The sequence below is a fragment of the Paenibacillus sacheonensis genome, assembly GCF_009909195.1.
In the GTDB taxonomy this organism is placed as follows: Bacteria; Bacillota; Bacilli; order Paenibacillales; family Paenibacillaceae; genus Paenibacillus_Z; species Paenibacillus_Z sacheonensis.
The window spans coordinates 519,771-532,046 of record NZ_JAAAMU010000001.1 but is presented as its reverse complement, the minus strand read 5'-3'; the positions used below and the strand labels follow the sequence as shown (position 1 = coordinate 532,046).

Genomic DNA, 12,276 nt, shown 5'->3' with positions numbered 1-12,276 from the left:
AGGCGCAGCAGGCTTAACGCTCGGCACCGATGAAGCCGAAGAGCTGGATCGCTTGACCCGCCCCGCGAAGCTGTATCCGGATTGGTTTGCCGACCAGCTGCCCAAAGGGCAAATCGCAGCGGCCTTGAACGAACACCAAAACCGCCGATTCTTCCTCTGAGAAGAACGGCGGTTTTGGTGTTGTTTCTATGAGAAGTTTCGATGGGAAGTTTCTATGAGAAGTTTCTATAAAAACAACGATAACTTTCCGGTTTATGCCGCCACGGTCCCCGCCTGCGAGACCTTCAGTCTCCGGCGGATCAGCAGCGTGAATGGAATGGCAGCGACCGCGATGAAGGTCGCGATCAGGAACACGTCGTTCACGCTCATCGTGAAGGACAGCAGCGGGATGAGCTGCGCGGTTTCCTGTCCGCCCTGCGTCAGGTCGGTCGCATGCGTCAGCGTATGGGACGCGAGCAGCGAGGTGAACAAGGCGATGGCGAACGAACCGCCGACGTTACGCACCCAGTTCGTAACGGAAGAAGCGTGGCCGACCATGGCCGGTCCGATCTCTTCCATGGCCGCCGTGCTCGTCGCCGCGGCTGCGAGCGATACGCCGAGATTTCGGACGGCCATCCACAGAATAATGTAGAAATGCGTGCTGTCGCTGTGAAGCTGCGTCATCTCGTAGCTGCCGTAAATGATGAGCACGAGACCTGCGATCGTCATCCATTTGGCGCCGACGATCGGATAGATTTTACCGGCGATCGGCATGGCGAGCGCCATGATCAGCGAGGACGGAAGCAGGATCAGCCCGGTGTCCATCGCGGAAGTTTGCTGTACGTTCTGCAGGAACAGCGGAACGAGCAGCGTGCCGGAATAGAGGCTGATCGTAATGATCGTATTCGCCACCAGCGTAATGGAGAAACGGTAGTTTCCGAACACGCGCAGGTTCAGCAGCGGATTCTTCGCCCTCAGCTCCCAGACGATGAAGACGGCCAGAAGCAGCGCTCCGATGGCGAACAAGCCGATCGTCTTACTGGAATCCCAGCCCCATTGACGTCCTTGGCTGAGCGCGACGAGCAGCGAAGCGCTGCTTGCCATGACGGTGAACAGTCCGAGCTTATCGAGCGGCGAAGGTTGGCCGATGCGGTAGCTCGGAATCATGATCATGATGAAGACGATGGCCAGCAGGCCGATCGGAACATTGATGAAGAACAGCCAGTGCCAGCTCAGCTGCTGAATCAGCCAGCCGCTGATCGTCGGGCCGAATGCGGGCGCCAGCATGGCGGACAGCCCCCAGATGCTGACGGCGAACGGCTGCTTCTCCCGCGGAATTACTTGGAAAATAATCGTCATCGTCGCCGGCAGAATCAAGCCGGTGAAAATCCCCTGCAAAATGCGGAAGGTGATCAGCGAACCGATATTCCACGAAAATCCGCACAGCAGCGAGAAGGCGACAAAGCCGATCATCGCAAACAAATAGACGTTCTTATACCCGAACTTATCGCCCAAGTAGCCTGTCAGCGGCGCGATCGTGCCGAGCGACAGCATGAAGCCGGTGAGCGTCCACTGCACCGTGCTCAGCGATGCATGAAAATCTCCCATGAAGATCGTCAGCGCCACATTGATCGTACTGATGCCGAGTATGCTTAGAAAGGCGCCGAAAAAGATAGCGGTCATAATGGGCCAGAAGCGGACGTTAGGTACGTTCGAAGTGCTCATTCGGTTTGGTTCTCTCCCTCGCGTTATCGTCATGGCTCTATTGCGCACGTCGATTGCCGTGCGTCGGCCATTTTGTAAAACTGATCATACACCAACGCCTAGATAAAGTAAACTCATTTCGTCAATATTAGTTTAGTTTGGCTATATCGTTTATTTCAAGCTCCGCTTTGTGTATACTTAAGATATAGAAAGAGAGCGTGAGCCAATGGAACCGAGCAACGAAACGCAGCAATGCCGGTATACGGACGAGACGATCAAGAACAAATACGTAGCCAAGCTCCTTCATCCCGTTAAATTAAACGGCTTCCAAAGCCTTCGCATGGACGACATCGCCAAAACGATGGACCTGTCCAAAGCGACCTTGTACAAATATTTCACTTCCCGTGACGAAATCATAGAAATTCTGGTGCAGCTGTTCACGCAGTATGTCGTAGGAGCAGAATGTCAATACGACACCGGCAGCGCGGAGGATTACTTTAAAGGCTTCAAATCTTCCTTCGCCCAAACGCTGCTTATCGCCAACTACGGCACGGAGACGTTCTTCGGCGATCTGCGCGAAGTGTATCCGCAGCTGATGGCGTCCATCGAGGTCGCGATCAGCGAACGGAACGAGCGGCTGCGCCGCTTCTACGACCAGGGCATCCGGGACGGCATCATGTACGATACGAACACCACGCTGCTGATCGTTCAGGATGAGCTCATGTTCCGCCATCTGCTGGATCCGCACTACTTGATGAAGCATGATTTGACGCTTCGGGGCGCAATCGCGGATTATTATCAAATCAAGAAGCGGCAGCTGTTCAGGGTCGAAGTCTACGGACAGCTCGACGATTCGGGCATGGCGGAACGGATCGAACAGCTCGTTCGCAAAGTCACTTACGGCGTGTATTGATGCGAACGATTGAACGACATGGATCCGAATTGCACGTTTGAACGACAAAGGACCGCGGCAGGCGCTTAGACGCTTGCCGCGGTCCTTTCTATTGCAGGCTGGAGGCTAGATCGAGACTTTCTCCCGATCCGATCGATTCTCATGGGCCACGACCCGATTGCGCGTCCGCTTCGCCTCGTACAAGCATTTGTCCGCCGCCGCGACCAGCGCGTCCTCCTCGCTCCCGAACTTCGGCACGAACGATGCCACGCCGAGACTGATCGTCACGTAGCGGCTGACTTTGGAATTCGCATGCGAGATTTCTTTGCTCTCGATGCGTTCCCGTAGCGACTCCGCGAGACTTGCCGCTTCGTCAAGCGACGCGCCCGGCAGCACGATGCCGAACTCTTCGCCGCCGTAACGCGCCACGAAATACCGCTGCTTCTTGAGCGAGGACCGGATCGTGGACGCGACGGTCTTCAGGCACATGTCGCCGCCGAGATGCCCGTACGTATCGTTGTACGCTTTGAAATAATCGATATCCAGCATGATAAGCGACAGCGGTTCCTTCCTCAGCGTGTGCGTGTTCCATTCCGCGCGCAGCTGCTCGTTGAAGTAGCGCCGATTGAATATTCCCGTCAAACCGTCAAGCGAGGACAGCTTTCGCAGCTCGTCGTTAGCGGCTCGAAGCTCTGTCTGCGTCGCGATCCGCCCCGTAATGTCGGACAGCGAGACGAGCACGCTGGTCACGTTCCCCTCATGATCGAACAGCGGCGAGCAATTGCAGGAGATCATCGCGCTTTCCCCGTTAGGCCTCCGGAAAATATATTCGCTGTTCGACACCGGCAAGCCCGTCCGAATAGCGATCGAGACGGGATAGTCCTCGACCGGCAGCGGATTGCCGGCGAAGTCGGACAGCTTCCATATCCGGCTGTCGTAAGGATGGCTGATTATCTCTTCCTTGCTCATGCCGTAGATCTCTTCCGCCATCCGGTTCGCCACGACGATCTGTCCGTTCTGATCGACGACGATAATCCCCGACGGCACCGTTTCGATGATCGAGGTAAGCCGGAGCCGGCTTTCGGCGGCCGTCTGCTCCAGCTCCTTGCGCACCGTGATGTCCTGAAGATAGATGGACAGACCGACCTTGGAAGGGTAGATATGCACGCTGTACCACGCCTTCAGATGCGGCACGTAATCCTCCGTCGAGACCGGCATCTGCTTCTCCATGGCTTGCCGGCAGCACTCGCGCATAGGCGAATCCGCCATATCGGGGAATACGTCCCAGAGCAGCTTGCCCATGATCTGCGAGCGGCTTCTGCCGAGCATGCTCTCCGCTTCGCTGTTCACGTAAGCCAGCGTCCAATCATAATTCAGCGCCATGAAGGCATCCGTGATGCTCTCCAGTATATTCGTGATCCGCGCCTGAGACTCCCGATACGCTTCCTCCGCCGACTTCAGCTGCGTAATGTCGCGGCTGACCGCGACGACGCCCATAATCTCGCTGTTGTCGCGAAGCGTGGAATAGGAGGTTTGGTAGCTGCGCGGAGCGCCTTCCGACGATTCGGCGGACCATTCGATGACGTTCGTCTTCTCCCGAAGCGCGAGCCGCATCGCCTGCTCATGCAAATCGGCGTTATCGGCGCCCATCGGCTGACGCACCTTCATCCCCGTTTGCACCGCCCCGAAAGCTTGGCCGCTATCGTTCATGGACCGGCCGTAGACGCCGGTCAGCTTCAGCTCGGCATCGTACGTCGCCACGACTTCTTCCATGGAACCGACGATCAGCCTGAACCGTTCCTCGCTTTCGCCGAGCGCGCGTTCCACCTTGCGCTGTTCCGTAATATCGATGCCGATGCCGATAATGTGCTTGACGTTGCCATTGGGCTCTTGCACGATCGTGTTGGACCAGGCGATCAGCCGCAGCTCGCCGGAACGCGTCCGCCAGTGATTCTCGTTGCGATAGCTTCCGCCCGCGGAAAGCAGCGCCCGGAAATGCGAGCGGACGGACTCTTCCTCTTCGGGCGGAATGAGCATGTCGTAGATGGAGGCATTCCGCACCTCATCGAACGAATAGCCGGTAGCCTGCTCGCAGCTTCGATTAAATCGCAGCATGCCGCCGTCCCTGTCGAGTACGACGATCAGCGAAGCAGCCGTATCGATGATGGACGATGCAAAATTACGCTCTTGGCTGAGCGCTTCCGACCGCTCCCGAATCGTATCGGACATCGCGTTGAAGGATTGGCCCAGCTGTTGAAACTCAATCGTCGATGACGCCAGCACGCCGGGATCGATCCGGTAATGATAATCCCCGTCCCTGATAATCCGAACGCCGCGCAGCAATTGGTTGACCGGGCTCGATATCCGTTTGGACGTGCGAAGCATGACGAGCACGGCCGCAAGCATGGCCAGCAATATGAACAACGATGCGTATCTCAGCTCCGTATACAGCGCCGACAGCACATCTGCCTTGGCCGCTTCGCCGATGATCAGCCAGCTGCCGTTCTTGGTCCATAAATACGCTCCGTAAACGGAGACGCCGAGGTAATTGTTGTACGCGTGCAGGGAGATACGGCCGGCTTTCGCTTTCTCCAATAGGGCGTCATGGATTCGGAGGGGGTTAGCGGCCCCGCTCCCCTCGCCCGTAATCAGCGTTCCGTCCCGATTGACCACGTACGTCTGCCCTTGCTCGCCGTACGTAAACCGCCGCATGAGCTGCTCGATCGTCGTCAGTTCGACCGTCCCCATAATAACCCCTTGAAAGGAATGCTCTTTCGAAACGACGGGCGAAGCAAACACGATGATCCGTTTGCCGTCTACGCGCGAGGCGAGCACGTCCGATACGGTCGCAGCCCCCTGCATGGCAGCCTGATAATACGGCCTGTCCCTAAGATCCCTGCCGTCAGAGGTTTTGCCGTCGCGGCCGACGAGCCCGATCGAGCGGAATTCCCGGTGGTTTTCTTTGACGAGTGCCATCAGCTGTTGGATTCTCGCCTTGTCGCCCGTCATATGCGCTGGATCGTTCGCGATCACCTTGATGTCCGCCATCCGGTCGTCAAGCCATTTATCGATAAACTGCTGCTGCAGCATAATCGTCTGTTCCAGTTGATGATGGATATTCTTCTCTTGATGCATAAGCTCGACATAGGAAAAAATAGACGTGCACGCGCAGCCGACGATCAGGACGAATACGAGTCCGAGCGCTCTCAGTCTGGCGTTCAACGTCGGTTTTCTCTTCCAACGGTGAGGCACGGTGTTTATGTTCGGTCACTCCTTTAATGAATGCAGCGGAAAACGATGACGCTTGATTCAAGGATTCGACAAAAAATCGCAAAACCCTGCGCTCATCCGAAGTTCTTGTCGTCTTTTGTCGCCCGAATAGACAAGCAACCAAATAAATAGGCCAACCAGATGAAACTGGTTGGCCTGACAGACACAAATCCGCGGATGCGGGCTTCTACATCAAGACTCGCAAGCGACGCCATCTCCGTCGCCGTCCATTTTGGCGCTGTAACCGGGATCTCCCCGGTGGAGCGGCGTCTTGCCGGCCGCTTTCGCTTCGGCGCAGCTGCGATAAACGACCGTCCCTCCGGAAGAATCGGCGGGAGCGGCGGGAGCGGTTGACTTCGCCGGACCTGCGGTTCCATCCGCGATTGCGGGCGATACCGCCGCAAAAGCTGCCGTATCCGTCCACATCGCTTCGAATTGGCTCTCGAACGACTTGGCGACGTCGGCATTCCGCAGCACCATCAGCACTTCGTCGTTGTCGGTGCTTGCCGCTTTCGAGTAGTTGAACGAGCCGGTCGTCGCCGTTTCGTCGTCTGCGACGACCATTTTGAGATGCATCAAGCCGCTATGCTTGTTCAGCTTCATCGGGATGCCCGCGCTGCCCAGCAGCTTCAGCGCTTCCTGCTGGCTCTTGCCGCCGGCCTGGATGCGGTCCGTGATGAGCCTGACGTTGACGCCGCGCCGTTTCGCGCGTTTGATCGCATCGACGATATCCGGTTTCGTCAGACTATAGATCGCGATATCCAGCGTTTTCGCAGCGTCGTCGATAACGTCGATCAGCAGCTTCTCCGGTTTCTGGCCGGCCTGCGTGAATGCCCATTCCGCGTGGACGCCTTCCGCCTCCGGGGCCGTTGCCGAAGGCGAAGCGTAGATCGAACAGCTGGCGAGGAAGACGGACAATAAGGCCGGAAGTACGAATGAGATGCGTTTCATGATGCGGCCTCCTGCATACGTTTTCCTCCAGTTTACCATGAAACCGGCCGGGATCAACCGCGGCGCAGACGGAAAACCAACGCGTCGGGTTCCGTCGGCATGCTGCTGCCTCCCGACGGTTCTACGGTCAGCGCGATATGATGGGCCTGAAGCAGCATCCCTTTCCTGATATACAAGTAAGCGCGGCTCGCGCGATCATGATGCAGCAAGCCCAAGTTCACGCGCTCGCGCTCCTGTGCATCCACCGCCCAGGCCTGCACGTCATGATCCTCGCTCGGAAGCACGCCATCCAGCATAACGTACATTTCGCCGGACGAATCGTTGAACCAGATATAGCCTTCCCCCAGCGCTTCCTGCCCCGGATGAATGCGGTAGCTTGCCGTCTGCGGATCCTCAAGGAAGGACTGGGCGGTCGGCTCAAGGACGGCCGCGGCAGCCTTGCGTTGATCCGACTGGCTCGCCGTCGTTCGGTATAACCCGGCAACGCACAACAACAGCGCGGCGGCCGCCGCCAAGGCAACTGCCGTCCTGCGGTGCGCGTGCAGCGCGCGGCGCGCGCGGATTCCCGCCGCGCGCAGACGGACGCGCCCGCGAAGACGGCGATGCATCGCCTCGGAAAGCAGATGGGATTTAGCCATCCGCGGCCCATCGGCAGGAACGTCATTCTCCCGAAGCCCGTCGTTCTTAAGCAGCGGCGCCCATGCCGCTTCGATCCCGCGGCATCTTGGACAGCGCTCAAGATGGCCGGTCATCGTCTCATATTCAAGCTTCGGCTTTCGGCCCAGCAGCCAATCGATCCAATCCTCTTCCGCGTAATGCTTCGGGCATGTTTCCGACCGAAACCCAGGCGTTCCGTTCATTTGCGCACCTCCCCCGTGCCGTGATCGCGATCCCCTGCCCAGCCGCGTTTCTCCAATTGCCTGCGCACGTTGTGCAGGCCGTAACGCACCCAAGACTTCACGGTCCCGAGCGGAACGTTCCAGGAGGAAGCCATTTCGCTGTGGGTCTTGGCGCCATAGTAGCTGGCCACCACCGCTTGAAGCTGCTGCTCGGGCAGTCCCCGCAGCGCTTCGCGAACCGCTTCTCGCTGCAGGCGCGACATCGCCTTCTCCTCGGCCGGCTCCTCCCAGTCCGACACGGCTTCCGCTTCCCATTCCTCCCGGCAAACCTGCTTTTTGCCGCGGCGAAGCCGGTCGAGACAGCGGCTCCTCGTCATGACTGCCAGCCATGCATCCACGGAGCCGCGCCGCGGATCGTAACGTCCCCCCCGGCGGAGCGCTTCGAGGAAGATGTCATGGCAGGCATCTTCCGCTTCCATCCGGTCGCCGAGCATTCGCAGCGCAATTCCCATGATCAGCGGCGTATAACGGGCGTAAAACGCGTCGAACGCCTCCACGGACCCTTCGCACATCTCGCGAAGCACAACGGCCATCTGTTCGCCGGAACCTTCCATTGCCGCCACTCCTCCTTCCGATCGACTGCTTCCGAGGAACCCCTTCCTCCTATTTCTTTTGTATCAAAATTCGCGTCCTTCGAAAACAAAAAAATTTTTATGCGGACGTAAATCCAACCTGCTCAGCCGTTCGTACCGACAATGAAAGCTGCTCCCAGAGGGGCTGCAAACATTCGTTCAAGGAGGGGTTCACATGCTTCGCTCATTCCGCAAAGCAAGCCTTGCGGGTCTTCTCGGAATCTGTCTCGCACTGGGCTCGGCACTGTTCGGCGTCGGCGCCGGATCCGCCGCGGCCGCCGGCTCCGTCGAGCTGTACACGCCTTACTTGGAGCTCTCCGCACCGCCGGGCGATTCAATCTCGTACGCCGTCGACGTCATCAACCGCGGCAGCTCGACGGAAGCGGTAACCATCGGCTTCGATCCCGAAGGGAACAAGTGGGACTATCAGCTGACGGCCGGCGGAAGGTCGGTCAGCCGCCTTGCCGTCAAGGCCGGCGAGACGCAAACCGTCAATTTGCAGCTGGACGTTCCGCTCGAGGTCGACAAAGGCGTATACGGCTTCAAAGTTACCGCCGGCGGCGCGACGCTGCCGTTATCGGTAGACGTATCCGAGAAAGGCACCTTCCGCACCGAGCTGACGACGGATCAGCCCAATATGCAGGGGCATTCCGATTCGACCTTCACCTTCAGCGCTACCTTGCACAACCGCACGGCGGAGAAGCAGACCTACGCGCTGCAGGCACAGGCGGACCCGGGCTGGGACGTCACCTTCTCCGATGGCGGTACCAGCGTGACCTCCGTCCAGGTGGATCCGAACGGGGAGAAATCGATCAGCATCGGCGTTAAGCCGCCGGAAACCGTTACGGCCGGCTCGTACAAGATACCGATCTCGGCCGGCAATAACGCCACCTCTGCCGATACGACCGTGGAAGCCGTCGTGACCGGTACTTACGATTTGAAGCTAAGTACGGCGGACAACGTGCTCAGTACCGATGTTACGGCAGGCTCGACACGGCATATGGACCTGGTCGTGACGAACGCGGGCTCCTCGGAGCTGAAGAACGTCGCCTTGTCCGCCGAAGCGCCACCCGGCTGGGAGGTTACTTTCGAGCCAGCCAACGTGGACAGCATCGCGCCTGGCAAGGCGTCCCATGTACAGGCAACGATAAAGGCCGACAAGAAGGCGCTGGCCGGCGACTACGTCGTCAGCATCAACGCGGCATCGCCGGAGAAAAGCGCCGACGCCCAGATTCGCGTTGCCGTCAAGTCTTCGGTGCTCTGGGGCTGGATCGGCATCCTGATCATTCTCGTCGTCGCGGCCGGCATCTACGTCTTGTTCCGCAAATACGGGAGGCGGTAGCCATGGTAATGGTACACCCAGAAACGCAGGCGGCAACCGCGGAGGCGGCCCTTCCAATTATCGAGCTGAGCCGATTGACGAAGCGGTATGACGGCCATGCCGCCGTAAACGAACTCGATCTGACCATCGCCAAAGGCGAGATCTTCGGTCTCCTCGGACCGAACGGCGCAGGCAAAACGACGACGATCCTGATGATGCTTGGCTTGACCGAGCCGACGAGCGGACGGGTTCGGGTGTGCGGCCTTGATCCGACGCGGCAGCCGCTCCAGGTAAAGCGGCGAGTCGGCTATATGCCGGACGATGTCGGCTTCTATGAAGATCGTACGGCTTTGGACAATTTGCTCTTCACGGCCCGCTTGAACCGCATCGCCTCGGAGCCGGCCCGCCGTAAGGCGCTGGAGCTGCTGGAACGGGTAGGCTTGTCCGGCGCGCTGGATAAGAAGGTCGGGGCGTTCTCGCGCGGCATGCGGCAGCGGCTCGGCATCGCGGACGTGCTAATCAAGCATCCGGAGGTTATCGTCCTCGACGAGCCCACGCTTGGGATCGATCCGGAGGGCGTGCGGGAGCTGCTGCAGCTCATACGCGATCTAAGCCGTCTGGAAGGGCTGACCGTGCTTCTATCCTCTCACCATCTTCATCAGGTTCAGCAAATCTGCGACCGGGTCGGCTTATTCGTCCGCGGCGAGCTCATCGCTTCGGGAGACGTCAAATCGCTGGCCGAGCAGTTGGACGACGATCGGGCCGTTACGGTCGAACTAGAGGTGTCCGGCTGGAGCGAAGAGCTCGGCGAACGGCTGGCCGGAATCCCCGGCATCCTGTCGTTCGGCGTTCCCGAACGAAGAAACGCAGCGCCGGATGAAGCAAGTTCAGGGGAAGAGACGGTCCGCATCCAGCTCCGCTGCGAGCGAGATCTAACGACCGATGCCGCGAGGGCCGTCATCGACAGCGGCGCATCGCTGCATGCGGTCAGCCGCAAGCAATACGGACTGGACGATATTTACCACCGCTACTTCGAAGGGGGAGGATCGGCGTGATCGACGCAACGGCTCATGTTAACGGGTTACGGCGAAAGCTGGCTCGCTTGAAGGATTTCGGCCGCCCTCCGGCGAGAGCCGAGAACGTGCCGGCGGAACGCGGCACGGCGTCCCCGTTCTGGGTCATCGTGCAGAAGGAATTCGGCGATCATATGCGAAGCTGGCGCTTCGGCATCCTGATCGGCATCATCGCGCTTGCCTGCATCGGTTCGATCTATGCGGCGGTCACGGCGCTGAAGGACGGCGTCAAGACGCAGGATACCGACACGTCGTTTCTATTTCTACAGATGTTCACCGCTTCCGACGGGACGCTCCCGACCTTTACCACTTTCGTCTCGTTCCTGGGCCCGTTAATGGGAATCGCGCTGGGCTTCGATGCCATCAACTCCGAACGGGGCAAAGGCACGCTGAGCCGCATGCTTTCCCAGCCCATTTACCGCGACGATTTTATCCGGGCCAAATTCACCGCCTCGCTGCTGCTGATCGCGGTCGTGCTGTACGCGCTCGGGTTTCTCGTCATGGGGCTCGGCCTGTTCACGATCGGCTACCCGCCGACGCCCGAGGAGGTCGTCCGCGTCGTCCTCTTCCTGGCAATAGGGGTCGTCTACGTCGGCTTCTGGTTGAACCTGTCGATGCTCTTCTCCATCCGATTCCGTCAAGCCGCGACCTCCGCGCTGTCGGGCATCGCGCTCTGGATCTTCTTCTCGGTGTTCTACAGCATGATTATGGGCATCGTCGACCGGGCGACGATGCCGCCCGAGACGTCGGCGTTGTCCATGCTGCTTCGACATGCCAAAATGATGCTCGCGCTCAATCGGCTGTCGCCCTCCTTTCTGTTCTCGGAGACGACGAGCACGATGCTCGCCCCAGGCGTCCGATCCTTGGGCCCGTTGACGACGGAACAGGTGGTCGGCGCGATCGCAAGCCCGCTCCCGCTCGGTCAGAGCCTTCTTCTCTGCTGGCCGCAGCTTGTCGGCCTGGTTGCGGCCACGCTCATCTGCTTCGGGTTCTCGTACTTGTTGTTCATGCGGCAGGAGATACGATCCCGATCCTAAGCCAAACGAAAAACCCCTTCGCCGGCAGGCGAAGGGGTCTTGACTATTCATGCTGCGGGATTTCCGTCGTTCATCGGGCTTGGTTTCACCAGCCTTGCTTCGTTAGCCTTGGGCGACGGCGCTCTCGTCCATGTAGATGACTTCCCACAAGTGGCCGTCCACATCCTGGAAGCTCCAGGCGTACATGAAGCCGTGGTCTTGCGGATCGTTCGATATTTGACCGCCGGAGGAAAGCGCCTTGTACACGATCTCGTCCACGCTTTCCCTGCTGGAAGCGGATATGGCCAAAATCACCTCGGTGCCCGCGCTCGCATCGGAAACGGGTTTCTTCGTGAAGGTCTGGAAATAAGGCTCGGACAGCAGCATCACGAAGATATGCTCGCTGATGACCATGCAGGCCGCGTTCTCGTCCGTGAATTGGGCATTGAACCCAAAGCCGACGTCATTGAAGAAATGGACGGACTTCTTGATATCTTTTACCGGCAAATTAATGAATATTTTATCGGATTGAATTCCCACAATCGATCACCTCCTCGTCAGGATATCGGATTCGGAAAACCATGTCAAATAATGCCGCC

11 protein-coding genes are annotated in these 12,276 nt (G+C 58.8%); 4 read left to right on the top strand and 7 right to left on the bottom strand.

Features of this window, described 5'->3' with window-relative positions; translation table 11 throughout:
- Positions 1 to 13: 13 nt before the first annotated feature.
- Both GT003_RS32800 and GT003_RS02160 read right to left on the bottom strand, forming a co-directional pair.
- Positions 14 to 139 (bottom strand): hypothetical protein, encoded by a 126-nt coding sequence (locus GT003_RS32800; RefSeq protein ID WP_275589128.1) that lies wholly within the window; start codon positions 137 to 139, stop codon positions 14 to 16.
- A gap of 113 nt (positions 140 to 252) precedes the next feature.
- A complete protein-coding gene (locus tag GT003_RS02160; RefSeq protein WP_161693912.1) occupies positions 253 to 1,704 on the bottom strand; it encodes a DHA2 family efflux MFS transporter permease subunit in 1,452 nt (483 codons plus the stop codon).
- Between the two features lie 205 nt (positions 1,705 to 1,909).
- Between GT003_RS02160 and GT003_RS02155 the strand changes: the two genes are divergently transcribed.
- The gene (locus GT003_RS02155) at positions 1,910 to 2,596 is read left to right on the top strand and encodes a TetR/AcrR family transcriptional regulator (RefSeq protein WP_161693909.1); all 687 of its coding nucleotides are present in this window, start codon (positions 1,910 to 1,912) and stop codon (positions 2,594 to 2,596) included.
- A 105-nt stretch (positions 2,597 to 2,701) separates the two neighbouring features.
- Here the strand turns inward: GT003_RS02155 and GT003_RS02150 are convergent, their stop codons facing one another.
- The 4 genes from GT003_RS02150 to GT003_RS02135 form a co-directional block, all read right to left on the bottom strand.
- Positions 2,702 to 5,797, bottom strand: coding sequence for a PAS domain S-box protein (locus GT003_RS02150; protein ID WP_161693907.1), 3,096 nt, complete (start codon positions 5,795 to 5,797; stop codon positions 2,702 to 2,704).
- Between the two features lie 240 nt (positions 5,798 to 6,037).
- Positions 6,038 to 6,796: a phospholipase D-like domain-containing protein gene (locus GT003_RS02145; RefSeq protein ID WP_161693905.1), complete on the bottom strand. Its 759-nt coding sequence runs from the start codon at positions 6,794 to 6,796 to the stop codon at positions 6,038 to 6,040.
- A 53-nt stretch (positions 6,797 to 6,849) separates the two neighbouring features.
- A complete protein-coding gene (locus GT003_RS02140; RefSeq protein ID WP_161693903.1) occupies positions 6,850 to 7,656 on the bottom strand; it encodes an anti-sigma factor in 807 nt (268 codons plus the stop codon).
- Complete coding sequence (locus tag GT003_RS02135; RefSeq protein ID WP_161693901.1) at positions 7,653 to 8,249, bottom strand: sigma-70 family RNA polymerase sigma factor; 597 nt, start codon at positions 8,247 to 8,249, stop codon at positions 7,653 to 7,655. Before GT003_RS02135 ends, GT003_RS02140 begins: the two co-directional genes overlap by 4 nt.
- A gap of 193 nt (positions 8,250 to 8,442) precedes the next feature.
- On the opposite strand from GT003_RS02135, the gene GT003_RS02130 reads away from it, so the two are divergent.
- From GT003_RS02130 to GT003_RS02120, 3 genes are read left to right on the top strand one after another with little or no spacing between them, the layout of a single operon-like run.
- Entirely contained in the window at positions 8,443 to 9,609 is a 1,167-nt protein-coding gene (locus tag GT003_RS02130; protein ID WP_161693899.1) for a COG1470 family protein, read from the top strand.
- A gap of 2 nt (positions 9,610 to 9,611) precedes the next feature.
- Positions 9,612 to 10,643: an ABC transporter ATP-binding protein gene (locus tag GT003_RS02125; RefSeq protein WP_239565640.1), complete on the top strand. Its 1,032-nt coding sequence runs from the start codon at positions 9,612 to 9,614 to the stop codon at positions 10,641 to 10,643.
- Entirely contained in the window at positions 10,640 to 11,698 is a 1,059-nt protein-coding gene (locus GT003_RS02120) for an ABC transporter permease (RefSeq protein WP_161693897.1), read from the top strand. The genes GT003_RS02125 and GT003_RS02120 overlap by 4 nt, the downstream gene beginning before the upstream one ends.
- 102 nt (positions 11,699 to 11,800) lie before the next feature.
- Here the strand turns inward: GT003_RS02120 and GT003_RS02115 are convergent, their stop codons facing one another.
- Positions 11,801 to 12,217, bottom strand: a complete 417-nt coding sequence (locus GT003_RS02115) for a VOC family protein (protein ID WP_161693895.1) — start codon at positions 12,215 to 12,217, stop codon at positions 11,801 to 11,803.
- Between the last annotated feature and the right edge of the window lie 59 nt (positions 12,218 to 12,276).